Annotated in this window: 14 protein-coding genes; 6 read left to right on the top strand and 8 right to left on the bottom strand. The window is 72.5% G+C overall.

The window, feature by feature from the left end; translation table 11 throughout:
• Window positions 1-111 precede the first annotated feature (111 nt).
• Window positions 112-741 (bottom strand): cation efflux transmembrane domain-containing protein, encoded by a 630-nt coding sequence (locus EOE66_RS19905; RefSeq protein WP_128230479.1) that lies wholly within the window; start codon window positions 739-741, stop codon window positions 112-114.
• Between the two features lie 127 nt (window positions 742-868).
• On the opposite strand from EOE66_RS19905, the gene cadR reads away from it, so the two are divergent.
• Window positions 869-1348: a Cd(II)/Pb(II)-responsive transcriptional regulator gene (cadR, locus tag EOE66_RS19900; protein WP_128230478.1), complete on the top strand. Its 480-nt coding sequence runs from the start codon at window positions 869-871 to the stop codon at window positions 1346-1348.
• Here the strand turns inward: cadR and EOE66_RS19895 are convergent.
• Genes EOE66_RS19895 through EOE66_RS19885 form a run of 3 tightly spaced genes read right to left on the bottom strand, consistent with a single transcriptional unit; the run spans window position 1284 to window position 5621 of the window.
• Window positions 1284-3956, bottom strand: coding sequence for an AAA family ATPase (locus EOE66_RS19895; protein ID WP_128230477.1), 2673 nt, complete (start codon window positions 3954-3956; stop codon window positions 1284-1286). The two genes, cadR and EOE66_RS19895, sit on opposite strands and share 65 nt — an antisense overlap.
• On the bottom strand, window positions 3953-5074 hold the full coding sequence (locus EOE66_RS19890) for a metallophosphoesterase family protein (protein WP_128230476.1): 1122 nt from the start codon (window positions 5072-5074) through the stop codon (window positions 3953-3955). Before EOE66_RS19890 ends, EOE66_RS19895 begins: the two co-directional genes overlap by 4 nt.
• A gap of 13 nt (window positions 5075-5087) precedes the next feature.
• Entirely contained in the window at window positions 5088-5621 is a 534-nt protein-coding gene (locus EOE66_RS19885) for a DUF1697 domain-containing protein (protein ID WP_164885193.1), read from the bottom strand.
• Window positions 5622-5705: 84 nt separating this feature from the next.
• Here EOE66_RS19885 and EOE66_RS19880 point away from each other — a divergent pair, with 84 nt between their 5' ends.
• Entirely contained in the window at window positions 5706-5924 is a 219-nt protein-coding gene (locus EOE66_RS19880) for a hypothetical protein (protein WP_128230474.1), read from the top strand.
• On the top strand, window positions 5921-6367 hold the full coding sequence (locus EOE66_RS19875; RefSeq protein ID WP_128230473.1) for a nucleotide triphosphate diphosphatase NUDT15: 447 nt from the start codon (window positions 5921-5923) through the stop codon (window positions 6365-6367). Before EOE66_RS19880 ends, EOE66_RS19875 begins: the two co-directional genes overlap by 4 nt.
• A gap of 15 nt (window positions 6368-6382) precedes the next feature.
• On the opposite strand, the gene EOE66_RS19870 is transcribed toward EOE66_RS19875, so the two are convergent.
• Window positions 6383-7429: a glycoside hydrolase family protein gene (locus EOE66_RS19870; protein ID WP_205702761.1), complete on the bottom strand. Its 1047-nt coding sequence runs from the start codon at window positions 7427-7429 to the stop codon at window positions 6383-6385.
• Window positions 7426-8850, bottom strand: a complete 1425-nt coding sequence (locus EOE66_RS19865) for a TolB-like translocation protein (protein ID WP_128230472.1) — start codon at window positions 8848-8850, stop codon at window positions 7426-7428. Before EOE66_RS19865 ends, EOE66_RS19870 begins: the two co-directional genes overlap by 4 nt.
• 204 nt (window positions 8851-9054) lie before the next feature.
• Here EOE66_RS19865 and EOE66_RS19860 point away from each other — a divergent pair, with 204 nt between their 5' ends.
• The gene (locus tag EOE66_RS19860) at window positions 9055-10758 is read left to right on the top strand and encodes a rhamnogalacturonan acetylesterase (RefSeq protein ID WP_128230471.1); all 1704 of its coding nucleotides are present in this window, start codon (window positions 9055-9057) and stop codon (window positions 10756-10758) included.
• Between the two features lie 10 nt (window positions 10759-10768).
• Here EOE66_RS19860 and EOE66_RS19855 read toward each other — a convergent pair whose 3' ends face one another.
• Window positions 10769-11905 (bottom strand): aminotransferase class I/II-fold pyridoxal phosphate-dependent enzyme, encoded by a 1137-nt coding sequence (locus EOE66_RS19855; RefSeq protein WP_245479117.1) that lies wholly within the window; start codon window positions 11903-11905, stop codon window positions 10769-10771.
• A gap of 71 nt (window positions 11906-11976) precedes the next feature.
• Entirely contained in the window at window positions 11977-13428 is a 1452-nt protein-coding gene (locus EOE66_RS19850; protein ID WP_128230469.1) for a replication initiation protein, read from the bottom strand.
• 668 nt (window positions 13429-14096) lie between these two features.
• Here EOE66_RS19850 and EOE66_RS19845 point away from each other — a divergent pair.
• The gene (locus EOE66_RS19845; RefSeq protein ID WP_205702760.1) at window positions 14097-15329 is read left to right on the top strand and encodes an AAA family ATPase; all 1233 of its coding nucleotides are present in this window, start codon (window positions 14097-14099) and stop codon (window positions 15327-15329) included.
• Window positions 15326-16384: a ParB/RepB/Spo0J family partition protein gene (locus EOE66_RS19840; RefSeq protein ID WP_128230468.1), complete on the top strand. Its 1059-nt coding sequence runs from the start codon at window positions 15326-15328 to the stop codon at window positions 16382-16384. Before EOE66_RS19845 ends, EOE66_RS19840 begins: the two co-directional genes overlap by 4 nt.
• Window positions 16385-16420 lie beyond the last annotated feature (36 nt).

Raw genomic sequence — 16420 nt, 5'->3', positions numbered from 1 at the left:
ATGCCCGGCACTCTAGGCAGGCGCCACGGTGCCCGGGCGGCCGATGCGATGAACGGCAGGCTTCGGCGTTCGGGCGGCCGAAACCTGCGCATGAGCGCGGCCGCCGCAGGCTCAGGCGGCCGCCACGCCCCGCAGTTCGGCACGGGCTTGCGTGATGACGGCACGGGCCGCCGTGAGTGCCAGCACGCCCATCACGACGGCCACGGCCAGATCGGGCCAGGCGCTGCCGGTGCCGAAGACGCCCAGCGCGGCGGCCATCACGGCCAAGTTGCCGATGGCGTCGTTGCGGCTGCACAACCACACCGAGCGCATGTTCGCATCGCCATCGCGCCAGGCGTAGAGCATGGCGGCCACCGCCACGTTGGCCACCAGCGCCAGCGCGCCGATGGCCCCCATGGTCACCGCTTCGGGCACGGTGCCCTCGGCCAGCGTCCACGCCGCGCGCCCCAGCACGAAGACGCCGAAGGCGCCCATGCTCAGGCCCTTGAGCAGCGCGGCGCGCGCCCGCCAGGTGAGCGCCATGCCCAGCACCAGCAACGACAGCCCGTAGTTCACCGCATCGCCGAAGAAGTCGACCGCATCGGCCAGCAGCGACACCGAGCCGGCCTGCAGCCCGCCGACCAGTTCCACCACGAACATGCACGCGTTGATGACGAGCGCGGCCCACAACACGCGGCGGTAGCGCGGGCTCTGGCCGGAGGCGGGCGGCGTGCAGCCGTGGCTGTGGCAGGCGTGGCTCATGACGGGCTTCGCAGTGAATGTGGATCCATTGGAAACCCTGCAGCGGCTTCAGGGTCAAGGGCTATGCTGCGCGGCATGCGGGGGGACCTCCTCGCACCCGCAACCTTGCGACAGGACGAGCAGGCCCATGAAGATCGGCGAACTGGCCCAGGCGGCGAACACCCCGGTCGAGACCATCCGCTACTACGAGCGCGAGGGCCTGCTGCCGCCACCGCCGCGCAGCGAAGGCAACTACCGCCAGTACGGCCCGGCCCACCTGGCGCGGCTGGCTTTCGTGCGGCACTGCCGGCAGCTGGACATGAGCCTGGACGAGATCCGCGTGCTGCTGCGGCTGAAAGACGCGCCGCAGGCGGCCTGCGGTGAAGTCAATGCCCTGCTCGACGCCCACATCGGCCACGTCGCGCAGCGCCTGCGCGAACTGCGCCAACTGCAGCAGCAGCTGAAGGCCTTGCGCCAGCAGTGCGCCGGGCCGAACGACGCCGCGCACTGCGGCATCTTGAACGGCCTGGCGCAAGCCGATGCACAGAGCGGCCTGTCGCGGCTCAGCCCGTCGGCAGCGCACGCACCGCCACGCCCATGTCGCGCCACAGCGCCGGGTGGCAGGTGAAGAGCAGCACCTGGTGGCGCTGCGCGGCGTCGAAGAGCACGCGCTTCATCTGCGCCAGGCGCTCGGTGTCGCTGTGCACCAGCGCGTCGTCCAGGATCACCAGCGTCGGCCGGCCGGCTTCGCGCAGCAGGTCGGCGTAGGCCAGGCGGGCGAGCACGCCCATCTGCTCGCGCGCGCCGAAACTCAGCGTCTCGAAGTCGGCGGCCTCGGGCCCGCGCGGGCCGGGGCGGCTGAGCGCGCCAGGCACCAGGCGTTCGTCCACCGCCAGCGCGCTGCCGGCAAAGAGCAGCGGCAGGTAGTGGTTCAGGTGCTGCTGCAGTGGGGCCTGCAGGCGCTGCGTGAGGGCCTGGCGGCGGCTGTCGAGTTCGTGCAGCAGCAGGCTCAGCGCATCGGCACGGCGCTGCAGCTCTTCGGCACGGCGCGCAGCCAGCGCGTGCGCGCTGCGCTGGCGTTCCAATTCTTCTTCCAGGCCGTCGGCCCCGGCCCCGGCCAGCGCGGTTTCCAGCTGCACGATCTGGCGTTCGCGGGCGCGGTGCTGCTGCTCGGCTTCGTCAGCGCTGCGGCCGTAACGCTGCACGTCCTGGCGCAGGATGTCGGGGCGGGCGGCGGCGATGCGCTGCTCCACCTCGGCCAGCTCGCGCTGCTGCGTGGCGTGCAGCGCGGTGGCCTCCACCAGGTCACGCTGCCACTGCGCCTGCTGGGCCTGCCAGGCGGGGTCGGCCAACGTGGCCTGCAAGGCGCTGTGCTCGTGCACGGCGGCGTCGCGCTGGCCGGCGGCGCTGGCCTGGGCGTGGCGCGCGGCCTGCAGCGCGCGCGTGGCCTCTTCGGCCGCACCGCGCGCGGCTTCGTGGCGGCGTTCGGCTTCGGCCAGTGCGAGGCCGGGGGCGGTGTCGTTCTCGGGTGCAGGCGGCAGCTGCGCCAGCGCCGTGCGCGCTTCGGCCTCGCGCGCCTGCGCGGCGTGCAGATCGCTGCGCAGCGCGTCCAGGCCTTGCGGCACGAGGCTGTCGCGCAACTGCGCCGCGGCCGAGGCTTCGGCCACGCGCTGGGCGTGCTGCTGCGCGCGGGTTTCGGCCTCGGCCAGGCTGGCCAGGCCCAGGCGCTGCAGCAGGGCGGTGTGTTCGTCCTGCAGCGCGGCCTGCTGCTGGGCCAGCGCGGGCAGGTCGGGGCCGCCAGGGGCGATGTGCAGGCGGCCCAGGCCCGGCAGCGTGAGCACGGTGGGCGTGAGCAGCAGGCGCTCGGTGTCACCCGACAGCGTTTCGGCCGTGCCGCCGGCGGCGCCTTGCAGCTGCATTTGCGCGCCGGGCACCAGCTCGAGCTGCAGTCGCGTGGCCACCGCAGCCTGGCGGATCTGCAGCTCTTGCAGCCGGCCTTGCTGCTGGCGCAGCGTGGCCAGCTCCCGCGCGGGCAGCTGCAGCGCTGCGGCTTGCTGCTGCAGGCGCTGGGCCTGTTCGTGCGCCGCGCTGGCGCGCTGCAGCAGCGCGGCGAGTTCGGTGGCGCGCGCGCCGGCATCGGCCAGCTGGCGCGTGAGCACGCGGCGCGTGTCGGCTTGGCGCGCCGCGGCCAACGTGGCGCGCGCGGCCTGCAGCGCGGCCATGGCCGTGGCTTCCACACGCTGGGCCTGGGCCTCGCGTTCGGCGGCCTGCTCGAAACGCAGCTGCGCCGCCTGCATGGCCGCCTGGCGGGCCTGCAGGCCCTGCTGCTGGCGTTCGGCATCGGCCAGGCGCTGCGCGAGCAGGCTGCGCAGGCCCTCGGCCTGGCGCAGGCGTTCCTGCACCCGCGTGCGTTCGCTGGCCTGCGCTTCGGCGGCCTGCAGCGCCTGCTGCGCCGCGGCCTGCTGCTGGCGCAGCGCGGCCCAGGGCGCCGCGGCTTCGTCGGCGGCGTGGGCGGCGCGCAGTTCGCGCAGCTGGTCGACCTGGCTGCGGTAGCTGTGCACCGCGGTCTGCAAGGCCTCCACCTGCGCGGCCAGCGCGGCCGCGTCGTCGTGCGCCTTCTGCAGCACGGCCTTGGGGCGGCCGGTGCTGGTGAGCAGCTCGTCGCGCCAGGCGCGCACCTGGGCCACCACGTCGTCGCCGCCACTGGCGGCCACCTCGCCGAGGTGGGCTTCCAGCGCCTTGCGCAGGTGGTCGGCGGCGTGCAGCACGGCGCCCTGCACGGCCTGGGCCGCGCCCTGCTCGATCCACAACAGGCCAGGAATGCCCCAGTGCTCTTCGCGGCTGGCGCCCTTGGCCGCGAACTGGAAACCCAGCAATTCGGCCAGCGCGTCTTCGGCGGCCACGCCTTCCAGGCGCTGCGGGCCGATGAAGAGCTCGCAGCGCTTCTTGCCGAGGAAGCTCTTGCTCAGCCGGTAGGCGGTGCCGCCGAACGCGAAATCGAGTTCGATGCTGGGCGCAGCGGCACTGTCGCCGTAGGGCCGCAGGTCGTCCACGCTGGTGGAGCGGTGGCGCTCGAAGAAGGCCGCGCGCAGCGCGCGCACCAGCGTGCTCTTGCCGGCCTCGTTGGGGCCGCTGAAGAGGTTGAGGCCGGGCTGCAGCTCGCGCAGCTCGAAGGGCTCGCGGAAACGCCGCAGCTCGGCCACGCGCAGGCGGGTCAGCTGGAAACCTGCGTTCATGGCGCGGGCCTCCGCGCGGCCAACAGGCCCGTCAGGATCGCCAGCGCCTCCTGCGCGCTGCGCGCCTGCTCACCCGGGGTCTGGCGCAGCGCGTTGATCACCTCGCCCAGGTAGCCGTCGGCGTGCAGCGCCGCCAGGTCGGCTTCGGTGGGCGCGAGTTGCAGGGCCGCCAGGTCGCGGCGCAGGCAGCGCACGCGCGCCTCGGTCTCGTCCAGCGCCTGCAGCAGCCGCGTGTGGGCGGGCAGGTCCAGCGCGCCGCTGAGCGTGAGTTCGATGACGTCCTGCGCACCGGCCGCGGCCAGCCCGGCCAGCAGCGCATCCAGATCGCTGGGCACCTGCAGCGCGGCGCTGTGCTGCTGCCAGCGGAACTGCGCGCTGGCCAGCGCCTGCACCTGCGGCGGCGTGGCGGCCGCGGGGTCGTCGGGCAGGTCCACGCGCAGCACCTGCCCCGCATCGTTGTTGCGGAAACGGTCGGGCTCGGGCGTGCCGCTGTACCAGGTGCGGGCGTCGATGCGGCGCGTGCCGTGCCAATCGCCCAGGGCGAAGTAGCTCAGGCGCGCGCGCTCGGCACGGTCGGGCGCGATGGGGTTGGCCGCGTCGATGCCTTCGGCCAGCAGGCCCTGCACCGCGCCGTGCGCCAGGCCCACGCGGTGCCAGCCCGCGGGCGTGGCGGCGGTGTCGAACCAGGCCGTGAGGTCGCCGTGCGTGTGGCGCTGCGTCAGCGGCGCGCACAGGCAGGCCAGGCGCGCCTGCGGCAGCTCGATGACGCCCGGTGCCAGCGCCAGGTGCACGTTCGGTGGCACCGCGCCCAGGCGTTGCGCGTGCGTCCACACGCTCTCGGCGAGCGCGGCGTCGTGGTTGCCGGGGATCATCACCCACGGGCCGGCGTAGGCCTGCAGCGCGTTGAAGAGGCGGCGGATGCTGCGCGCCGAGACGGTCTGCGCATCGAACACGTCACCGGCCACCAGCACGGCGTCGACCTGCTCGGCCGTGGCGGTGGCGGCGATGCGTTCGACGGCGGCGAAACGCGCCTCGGCCAGCGGCACGGCGTCGTCGGGGTCGAAGCTGCCGTACTGGCGGCCGATCTGCCAGTCGGCGGTGTGGAGGAAGCGGGTCATGGGCGGCAGGTGCTCACAGCGTGGCGGCCAGGCCCGCCAGCATGCGCTGGCGGCGGAAGGTGGCGCGCTGCTGCAGGCGGCGCTCGAAGCTGGCGTTGGAGAATTTGCTGTCGCTCTGGCGGCCGCGGCAGAGCCAGTAGACCTCGCTGCCCTCGCACGCGAAATCGTCGAGGGTGGTTTTCAGCGTGTCCAGCGCCGCGGTGTGGGCCTCGTTCAAGGGCGCGCTCAGGAAGGCCACGTTCACCTCGCCTTCGGGCGGCACGGCGGCGCGGTGGGCGGTGGCGCGCTGCGCGATCTGCTGCAGTTGCGCGGGCGTGCGCAGGAAGACTTCCGAGCGGAAACCCAGCAGCGGCTCGAGGCCGTCTTCCAGCGTCTGCGCCAGGCGCGGCAGGCTGCGCGCACGCGTTTCGAAGATCACGTTGCCGCTGTTGATGTAGGTGCGAACGCCGGTGCAGCCCAGGGTCTCGAAGTGCGCCTGCAAGGTGGCCATCTTGAGAAAGCGGCCGCCGACATTGATGGCGCGGAGGAAGGCGATGGTGGTGGGCATGGCGCAGGTGTTCGGCGTGGGGCGAAGTATCCTGTGCCGGCGGTGCTGGCGCCCTGCCCCACCCTGCCCCAGATCCTTCATGCCATGCCCCTGAACCTGTCCTCCGCCCTGCGCCCCGGTCTGCTCGCCCTGGCCCTGCTGCTGTGCAGCGGCTGCGCCGTGATCGCCTACGACACCGCCGCGGCCGAGCAGCAGCGGCAGTGCGACCGCATGGTGTCGGCACCCGAGCGCCAGCTGTGCCTGGACCGTGTGCGCACCGCACGCAAGCAGGCCGACGAACAACGGCGCAAGCAGCGCGAATGAACACGCCCAGCGTGAGCACGCCAACCGCCACCCGCCCCGGCGTGGGCGTGGGCGTGCTCGTGGTGCACCAGGGCCTGCTGCTGCTGGGCAAACGCCGCGGTTCGCACGGCGCGGGCCACTGGGCGGCGCCGGGCGGGCGGCTGGAGTTCGGCGAAGCGCTGGAAGACTGCGCGCGCCGCGAGTTGCTGGAAGAGACCGGCCTGGTGGCCCGTCACCTGGAACTCGGGCCCTACACGAACGACGTGTTCGAAGAAGGCGGGCAGCACACCCAGCACTTCCTCACCGTCTACGTGGTGGCGCGCAGCCTGCAGGGCACGCCGCGCAACCTGGAGCCCGAGAAGTGCGAAGGCTGGGCCTGGTTCGCCTGGGACGCGCTGCCCACACCGCTGTTCCAGCCGCTGCAGAACCTGCTGCGCATCGGCTGGCGTCCGGGCGGCCTGTAGCCCTTCCCGCGCGCTTCAGCGCGGCGCCTGCCCCGCGCCGAAGAGGCCGCGCAGATCGGGGGGCGGCGCATCGCGGTCCACCACCAGCCAGCCGTCCTGCAGCTGCAGCTCGGCCACCTGGATGACGCTGCGCTGGTGGAAGCGCTCGTCGGCCTGCGCCTCGGGCTCGCCGCCCTGGTGCACGAAGTAGAAGAGGAAAGCCCGGTCACCGCGCACCACCACGTCGGGGTGCTGGCCCTTGGCGCGGTCGGTGGCGTGGCGGCCGGGCTCGGCGAGCAGGCGCGTGGGCTGTTCCTGCCAGGTGGCGGCATCGTCGCTGCGCATCACGAGCAGGCCGCGCCAGAGGTCGGCCACCAGCCACCAGCGGCCGGCGAAGAAGAAGACCTTGGCGCCCTCGCCGGCCTGCGTGGTGACGGGGCCGCGCACCGTCCAGCGGCGCAGGTTGGGGCTGTCGGCCTGGAAGAGGCGGCTGCCTTGCGCTTCGTCCTTGAACCACAGGCGCCAGCCGCCGCCCAGGGCCGGGGGCAGGCGCACCACGGCCGCGTCGATGGCGCGCGGGCTGCCGAGTTCCAGCCGCTCTTCGCAGCGCCAGGTGCGCAGGTCGGTGCTGGTGAGGTGCTGCAGGTGGCGCGTGCCCTGCCAGCGCGTGTGCGTGTCGGGATCGCCGGGCACCACGGTCAGCCACAGGTGGTAGGTGCCCTCGTGCTCGACGATCTCGGGCGCCCAGTCCGTGGGGCCGCTGCACTCGGGCGGGAACTGCGCCAGGCCCACGCTGCGCCAGTGCTGGCCGTCGTCGGTGGCGGCGATGCCGATGCGCGTGCCGTGCACCCAGCGCACGTCTTTCGCATCGGGCAGGCGCAGCGTGGCGCGGCGGTTCGTGGTGAACATCTCCCAGCGCTGGGTGCCGCGGTTGTAGACCAGCGCGGCATCGGCGGCGCCGTCGTGCAGCGGGTCGCGGTAGAGCGGGCGCGGCGCGGGTTGTGCGGCTTCGGCAGCCTGCGCCGCCGCGGGCCCCAGCACGCCCAGCACCGCGGCGATGAAAACCGCCCGCACGCGCTTCAACGCACCACGTCGGTGGGCGCGGGCACTTCGTTCTGCCAGGCCTCGGGCACGGCGATGACGACGATGTTCATCGCGCGGCCATCGGGCGCGAGCATCGCGCTCTGGATCTGGATGCGTTTGCCGTCGGGGCTGAAGGTGGGGTGCGGGTGGTCGCGTGCGGTGTCGCGGTGGCCGGTGCTCAAGAGCCGCATGCGGCCGTTGCGGCGGTCCACCAGCACCAGCCGGCGCGAGAAGTCGTCGCCCACGGCCCAGCGTCCATCGGGCGAGCCGTGCACGTGCCACAGGCCGCTGCCCGAAGGCGTCTGCGCCTCGATGCGCATCTCGCGCGTGCGCAGGTTCACGATGCCCAGGCCGGTGGGTTTCTCACGCGTGCCGCTCGGGCCCCAGGCGGCTTCCTGGCCCGGGTTGGCGCCCTGCCACGAGGTGCCGGCCGGGGCCGAAGCCGAGGGCAAGGCCGCCACCGGGCGGTGGCCCATGATGGCGAAGGCCACCTCGTCGCGCGTGATGATGGCCTCGTGCGTGACCCAGTCGTAGGGCGCCTCGGGGAAGAGCGGGCGCAGGCCCGTGCCGTCGCCCTTCACCGTCCAGGTGCGCTGCGGGCTCTTGCCGCCGGTTTCCCAGCTGAAGACGAGTTCGCCGGGCACCCAGGGGTTGGCCTGCACGTGGCCGATCTGGAAGCCCACGCTCACCACGTGCTGCACCTCGCCGGTCTGGCGGTGCACCCGCGCGATGCCGGTGGGCCCGGCGCCCATGTTGCGCGGGCCGAAGTTGGGTTCCACGCGCGTGCCCGCCGGCAGGCGGCGCGCCGCGGCTTCCTTGCCGATGCGGAAGTAGAGCCACTGGCCATCGGCATCGAGCGCGCTGTCGCCATCGGCCTGCAGTTCGGCCGGCAGGGTGGCGAACACGCGCTGGTAGCGCGCCTGGGCCTCGGGCTTCAGCGTGCCGGCGGCGCTGTCGGCGAAGAGGCGGTCGAGGTCCACTTCCACGGCCTGCATCGCACGCGGCGCGCCGCGCACGGCCGGGGCCGGCGCGCCCGGCACTTCGCGCAGGAAGACCAGCCGGTTGGCGCGCAGGTCGAGGTTGAGCATGCCGCTGTAGCCGCCCTCGGTCACCTGCACCATCACGCCGCTGGCCTCGTGCACGGCGATGGCCTCGCGGCCGGCGCGGTCGCTGCGGAAGACGAGCCACTGGCCGTCGGCCGTCCACTGCGGGTGCGAGGGGTAGATCTTCGAATCGCCGCGCGGCGCGGTGGTGAGGAAGACCAGCGGGATGCCGGTGACAGGGTCGGGCACGACGCGGCGCTCAGACGGGAAACGCTGGCCGATCTGCGCCCAGGCGCTGGTGTGCAGCAGCAGGGCCGTGGCCAGCGTGAGCAGCGCGAAGAGGCCGCGGCGGGAAGGCGATGGAAGAGGCGTGTGCATGGTGGCGCCGACTCTAGACACGCCGGCCGCGCACCGGCAGCGGGCCCACCCCGGGCTGGCGCCATCACTCACGAACTTGAGCGATGGCCGCCACCGGCCCGGCACGCCGTGCGCGGCGGCTTAGCCTTGCGGCCGTGCCGCGCAAGCCTGCCCCGCAGGCCCCCACCAGAACACAGCGCGGCCCTGCCCGGAGACCTCACAGCCATGCGCCACCGCCCTGCCCTGCCCGCCCGCCGCCTGTGGCTGCAAACCAGCGCCCTGTGGGGCGCCGGCCTGGCCGGTCTGGCGGCGGGCTGCAGCACGGCGAAACCGGCCGCGGCGCCAACGCCCGCCGCTGCGTCGGCAGCCCCGCCCGCCGCCGTCAACACCGACCCGCGCACGCCCCCGCTGACCCTGCCGGAGCCCGCCAACCCCGCCCTGCCCTCGCTGCTGCTGATCGGCGACAGCACGGTGCGCAACGGCCGCGACGACGGCCAGCGCCTGGGCCCCGTGGGCCAGTGGGGCTGGGGCCACGTGCTGGCGCGCTACCTGGATGCCACGCGCCTGAACACCGTCAACCGCGCCATCGGCGGCCTGAGCAGCCGCACCTACCGCACGGGCGGCCACTGGGCGCGCACGAAGGCCTTCATCAAGGCCGGCGACGTGGTGCTGATCCAGTTCGGCCACAACGACAGCGGCCCGATCAACGACACCCAACGCGCCCGCGGCACGCTGCGCGGCACGGGGCCCGAGCAGGAGACCATCGACAACCAGCTCACCGGCCAGCGCGAGACGGTGTTGACCTACGGCGCCTACCTGCGCGGCTACATCGAGGAGATCCGTGCCTTGGGTGCGCGGCCGGTGCTGTGCACGCCCATCCCGCGCAAGCGGCGCGACGAGCAGGGCCGCACCGAGCGCGGCACGGCTGCGCACGCCGGCTGGGCCACGGCCGTGGCGCGCGAGACCGGCGTGCCGCTGATCGACCTGGACACGCTGGTCAGCGAGCGCTACGACGCCCTGGGCCCGGTGGTGGTGGACATGCTCTTCCCGCGCACCACGCCCGAGGAGCGCGTGCACCCCAACTGGGCCGGCTCGGCGCTGAACGCGCAGCTGGTGCTCCAGGCGCTGCGGGCGCAGCAACTGCTGCCCGAGGCCGCCTTCCTGCCGCCCCCCGCCGCAGCGCCCGCCGACAACAACACCCCGGCTGCGGCGCCGCTGAACCCGCGCCTGCCGACGCTGTTTCTGGTGGGCGATTCCACCGTGCGCAGCGCGGGCCAGAACGGGCACTGGGGCTGGGGCGAGCGCCTGGCGCCCTGGCTCGATGCGCAGCAGATCCAGCTGGCCAACCACGCCATCGGCGGGCGCAGCACGCGCACCTTCCTGCGCGAGGGGCGTTGGGCGCGTGTGCGTGCGCAGTTCAAGCCGGGCGATGTGGTGCTGATCCAGTTCGGCCACAACGACGTGGCACGCGTGGGCGACCCCGCCGGCAAGCAGCGCGGCAGCCTGCCCGGCACCGGCCCCGAGCGCCAGGCCGAGACCCTGCCCGACGGCACGGTGGAACCCGTGCAGAGCTTCGGCGCCTACCTCACGCGCTACGTGCGCGAGGCCCTGGACGCGGGCGTGGTGCCGGTGGTGCTGTCGCCCATCCCGCACAAGGACCGCTGGCAGGAAGGCCGCGATTTCCCCGAACACGCGGCCTGGGGCCGCGAGGTCGCCGAGCGTGAAGGCGCGCTCTTCGTCGACCTGACGATGCGCGTGACCGCGCGCTACCAGCAGATCGGCGCGGCCGCCGTGGAAGGCCTGTTCTCCGATGCGCGCACGCACACCAACGACGCCGGGGCGAAGCTGAATGCCGAGTGCGTGGCCGAGATCCTGCGCGGCCTGCCGCAGGCGCTGCTGGCGCCCGCCATCAAGGCCAGCGCGGGCTGATCACCCAGCTTCAGCGATACGAACGCGCGGCGGCGGCCTGCAAGGCCTGCAGCAGCCGCTGCACATCGGCCTCTTCGTGCGCGGCCGACAGCGCGATGCGCAGCCGTGCCGTGCCTGCCGGCACCGTGGGCGGGCGGATGGCCGGCACCCACAGGCCCTGCTCGCGCAGCTGCGCCATCAAGGCGAGCGCGGCTTCTGCGCTGCCCACCACCAGCGGCTGGATGGCCGTGGCCGAGGGCATCAGGCGCCAGCCGGCGGCATCGAGTGCGGCATCGGCCCCGGGGGCCAGGCCCGCGCGCAGTTGGGCGATGCGTGCCTGCAGGCGCTGGCGCAAGGCCTCGCCTTCATCGCCGAGCACCACGCGCAGCGCGGCGCGCGCAGCCTCGGCCAGCAACGCGGGCGCGGCGGTGGCGTAGGTGTAGCTGCGCGTCTTCTGCAGCAGCCATTCGATCAGGCGATCAGTCCCGGCCACGAAGGCCCCGGCCACGCCGATGGCCTTGCTCAGCGTGGACATGTAGAGCACGCGGTTTGAAGCGCCGGGCCCCGTCAGCCCGGCGGCGGCCAGCGCGCCGCGGCCTTGCGGGCCGAGCACGCCGAAGCCGTGGGCGTCGTCCAGCAGCAGCAGCGCATCGTGCGCCTCGCACAGGGCCAGCAGCGCGCGCAGGTCGGCCACGTCGCCGTCCATGCTGAACACCGCGTCGCTGATGACGAGCTTGCGGCGTGCCGGGCTGGCCTGCAGCGCCGCGGCCAGCCCGGCGAGATCGGCATGCGCGTAGCGGTGCACCCCGGCCTTGGACAAACGCGCGCCGTCGATGAGGCAGGCGTGGTTCAGCGCATCGGAGAACACCGCATCGCCCGGGCCCACCAGCGCCGGCACGATGCTGGCGTTGGTGGCGTAGCCCGCGTAGAAGTACAGCGCGCGCGGCAGTTGCACGGCCTGTGCGAGCTCGGTTTCCAGCGCAGCGTTGGCCTCGCTGTGGCCGCTGACCATGGGCGAAGCGCCAGCGCCGACGCCATAGGTGTCCACGGCCGCATGCACGGCAGCCTTCAGCGCACCGGCCTGCGTGAGGCCGAGGTAGTCGTTGCTGCAGAAGGCCAGCAGCGGCACGCCGTCCACCACCATCGTGGCGCCCGGGCCGGGCCGCACGCGGCGGCGGGTGCGGCGCAGGGCCTGCGCGTCCAGCGCGGCCAGGCGCGTGTCGAACTCGTCCAGCCAGCTCAGCGCTCTTCTCCGGCTTTGTCAGCGCCCATTTCGGCGGCGATGGCCAGCAGCTGCTCGGCGCTGGGCTGGTCCCAGCCCGGGCCGTAGCTGGCGGCGCCGAAGTGGCGCAGCATCTCGTGGCGCACCATGGGGTGCTGCCAGCCGCTGGCGGCCAGGCGCTTGGTGAGCGAGGGGTGGGCCTTGCGGGCCTGCAGCGCGGCCATCAGGCTGGCCTCGAGCTCGCGCTGCGCCTCGGTGCTGAGCGCCTCGATGTCGGCGGCGCACTGCTCGTGGCGGCGGCGGGTCCATTCGGCCAGCCAGCGCGCCTGGCGCTTGGCCTGCAGGTCGCGGGCAGCCGGGCTTGGCGCCTCGGCGCGGCCGCCCTGCCCTGCCCCGGCGGCCTGGGCCTCGCTGGCGGCTTCGGCTTCGAGTTCGGCGCTGCGCTTCTGCGCGCGGGCGGCTTCACCGGGCATCAAGGCGCGCAGGTAGCGCGTGGGGTCGCGCAAGGGCTCGGGGTAGCTGCTGGCCATTCGCCGCTCCAGCGAATCGAGCCCGGCGCGGAAAGCGTCTTCTCCGTGCACGGCCACCATGTCTTCGGCGGCTTCGTCGCCCAAGCCCAGGCGCTGCGCGCGCGCCACCAGGGCCAGGTCCACCGGCTGCGGCGGCCGGGTAAGGGCCAGCGAAGCCTGGCGCTTGGGCGCGATGCGGAACTGGATCTCGTCGATGAATCGGCCCTGCTTGTGCTCGACGAGTTCGACCTCGATGTCGGTGATGGCGCTCACCTCGGCGATGGCGGGCTTGAGCGTGTCGCGCTTGAAGATGCGGTATTCCAGCTTGGCCAGTTTGTCGCTGGGCGGGTTGCCGCTGAGCACCGGGTACCACCAGCGCCAGGCCTGGCGCGCGGTGCGGCCGATGTCCTTGTAGCGCGTGCAGATCTCGTACAGCGCCACGCCGGCGTGGCTGCGCAGCTGGCTGATGATCTCCAGCCGCAGCCGCGCGAAGACCGTGGGCTCGAGCAGTTCCTGCTTCAGGTTGACGGCATAGGACCACTCCACCCACACCTGCCCGCCTTCCTTGCTGAGCTTGGCGTGGGCCAGCAGGCCGCTGACGTTCCAGGTGCTGCCCTCGCCCGTGGTGGGCGACTGCCATTCCACCGTGGTGGAGACCATGGCGCGCAGGTGCTTCTTGATGAGCGCGTGGTCGTGGCTGTCGAATTCCAGGCCCTTGATCAGGGTGTCGAGCGGGGCGCGGAAGACGTCGTGCTCCAGGCCTTGCTCCTGCGCCTGGTAGAGCAGGACGTTGTAGGTCTTGCGCCCCAGCGTGGTGATGCGCGCTGACTTCGGCACGATGGCCAGCGTGTTGACGGCCTTGAGCAGCAGCGCCGGGTCGTCGGGCTTGCCAGCCGCAGCGAGGCCGCGCGGCCGGGGCGGGGCAGCGTTCTCGGCCTCCGACGGGGCCGGTGGGGGCAAGCGGGCGTTCACGCCACGACTGTACGCGATAGGTGAGTTGGCTTCTCACATCAGGGGCGGCGGGCGCCAGGCGCTCGGAGCCCCCGAAAAGTCTCACGTGAATCGGACGATTCACTTCGCGCACGGCGCCTGGGCGGAGAGTTTTCGGGGCTTTGGGACCGGCAGGCAGCGACCCGTGTCTCGCCACAGGCCCGCCCAAGGGTCGGCGCTGGGCTGCCGGCTGCGCCGGTCGGCCCGGGCACGTCTGTTTGCCGCACCGGGCGGCGAACGGATGCCGACGCCTGCCGGGAGTGTGTCGCGCCCGCCCTGGGAGCTCCTGAAAACCCTCACATGAATCGCGGGCCAGCGCCCCTGCGGGCGCCCCGCTTGCACTCACGTGGGTTCCTGCGCGGCCTCCGGCGTGGCCTGCATGCACTCACCTGCGTTCCCGCAAAGTCTCCACCGTGTCCCGCATCTACTCACGTGAAGTGACGCAAGTGCTTGTCAGGGCAGCAGTTTTCGTCGGCTAAAGGAATTAAAGGCTTTGAAGGGTCTGAATCTCTTAAATTCCGAGGCACCTGAAGGAAGAAACGCAACACCTCAAAAGACGGCTGCTTGACGCTTCTTCGTTCAGCGAGCAGTTTTCCGTCAAGCGGGCGATAAACTCCAGGCTTCCCCGGAGAGCACCCATGACGAGCAAGAGTTTGCCGCAGCCCAGGCCGATCAGCCTGGCCGACATTGCCAACCAGGCCGAGCGCGCGGTGGCGATGATGGAACAGATCCGCTCGGCGATGTTGGCGCCTTCGGCGCGCAAGTCGCCGCCGACCTTCAGCCTGTCGCAGCTGGCCGCGGCACTGGACGTGGAGAAGGGATCGATCTCGCACCGCATGAGCAAGGGCGACCTGCCACCCGGACGGCTGAACGCGGCGGGCAGTCGGCGCGAGTTCACACTGGCCGAGGCCCGCCTGTGGGCACGCGACTACCGCAAGGACAAGCTGCGCCCGCCCGGCGCCGAGGCCGTCACCATCAGCATCGGCAACTTCAAGGGGGGTGTGTCGAAGACGACCACGGCGGTCACGCTGGCACAGGGCCTGTCCTTGCTCGGCCACCGCGTGCTGGTGATCGACACCGACCCGCAGGGCTCGCTGACCACGCTGTTCGGCATCCTTCCCGATACCGAGGTTGAAGAAGGCGACACCATCCTGCCGCTGGCCATGGGTACCGAGACTTCCATCCGCTACGCCATCCGGCCCACCTACTGGGACGGCATCGATCTGGTGGGTGCAGCGCCGGTGCTCTTCGGCGCCGAGTTCGCCCTGCCCGCGCGGCAGACGCAGGAGCCGGGTTTCGAGTTCTGGCGCGTGCTGGACCTGGGCATCGACGACGTGCGCGGCGAGTACGACGTGATCATCATCGACACGCCGCCGGCCCTGTCGTACACCACCATCAACGCCTTCATGGCGTCCAACGGCATCATCATGCCGCTGCCCCCCAACGCCCTGGACTTCGCCTCGGCCTCGCAGTTCTGGAGCCTGTTCTCCGACCTGGCCAACGAACTGCTGACACGGCGCGGCCTGGACAAGACCTTCGATTTCATCCATGTGCTGCTGGCGCGTGTGGACTCGGCCGATGCGGCGAGCAACGTGATCCGGCAGTGGATCGGCCAGACCTACGCCGAGAAGGTGTTGCCGGTGGAGATCCCGAAGACGGCGGTGACGGGCGTGACGAGCGCCGAGTTCGGCACGGTCTACGACGTCTCGAAGTACGACGGCAGCGCGCGCACCTTCAAGCGGGCGCGTGATGCCTATGACAGTTTCGTCGGCCACATCGAGGGGTCGATACGGGGTGTCTGGGCGCGGCAGACGGCAGCGTTGAACGGTTCAACACCCGAGGCGCGTGACGGCAAGGAGACCAAGCGATGAGCAAGAAGCTGGCGGCGAAGGCGAGCCTGATCCAGATGCCGCCGGTGGCGGCCGAACCCAGCCTGGGGGGTGCAGAACGCGTGGAGCGTGGCGACCGCGCGGACCTGGGCGACCCGCGGCCGAAGACGGCGCCGGGCTCCATGGCGCTGTTCATGGCTTCGCAATCGGCCGCGGTGAAGGAGGCCGAAGAACTGCGCGAGCGGCTCAAGGCCTTCGATGGCGCCCTGCCCGTGCGCGCGCTGGACGCGCAAGCCGTGCGCCCGTCGCGCTGGGCCAACCGGCACGAGCACTCTTTCGCCGACGAGGCCTTTGCAGAACTCAAGGCTGACATCGCCGCCGCTGGCACGAACGTGCAGCCGGTGGCGGTGCGTGCGCTGCCTCGGGTGTTGAACGGTTCAACACCCGAGGGCCAACCCGGCTACGAGTTGGTGTTCGGCCACCGCCGCCACCGCGCTTGCCTGGAGCTGGGGCTGCCGTTGCAGGCCATGGTGGCCGAGATGAGCGACCAGCAGCTCTTCGAGGCCATGGAGCGCGAGAACCGCGCGCGCAAGAACCTCAGCGCCTGGGAGCAGGGCGCGATGTACCGCCGTGCGCTGGACGAAGGCCTCTACCCCTCGCAGCGCCGCCTGGCCGAGGCCCTGGGCGTGGACGTGTCGCTGGTGTCCAAGAGCCTGTCGCTCGCGCGCCTGCCCGATGCCGTGGTGGCTGCTTTTCCCAGCCCGCTGGACATCCAGTTCCGCTGGGCACAGCCTCTGGCCGAAGCCCTGCAGAAAGACCCGGAGGGCGTGCTCGGCCGGGCAGGGCGCCTGAAGGCCAGCGGTGAAGTGCGCTCGGCCGCGCAGGTGCTGGCCGTGCTGGTGGGTGGCGCCGATGTCACGCTGTTGAACCGTTCAACACCCACGCACCGGGTCATCGAGGGCACGGCCGGCCGCCAGGCGCTGATGACGCGTGACACGCGGGGCCGCGTGGTGATCAAGTTCGCCGCTGGCGCCCTGGGCGAAGCGGCCGAAGCCGAACTCGCCGCCTACCTCGAGAAACTGCTCAGCCGCCGCTGAACCGCTGGGCAGGGCAGGGCAGGGCGCCGTTCGCCC

This window comes from Rubrivivax rivuli (assembly GCF_004016505.1).
Classification (GTDB): Bacteria; Pseudomonadota; Gammaproteobacteria; order Burkholderiales; family Burkholderiaceae_C; genus Rubrivivax; species Rubrivivax rivuli.
This window is presented reverse-complemented; position numbering and strand designations above follow the sequence as displayed.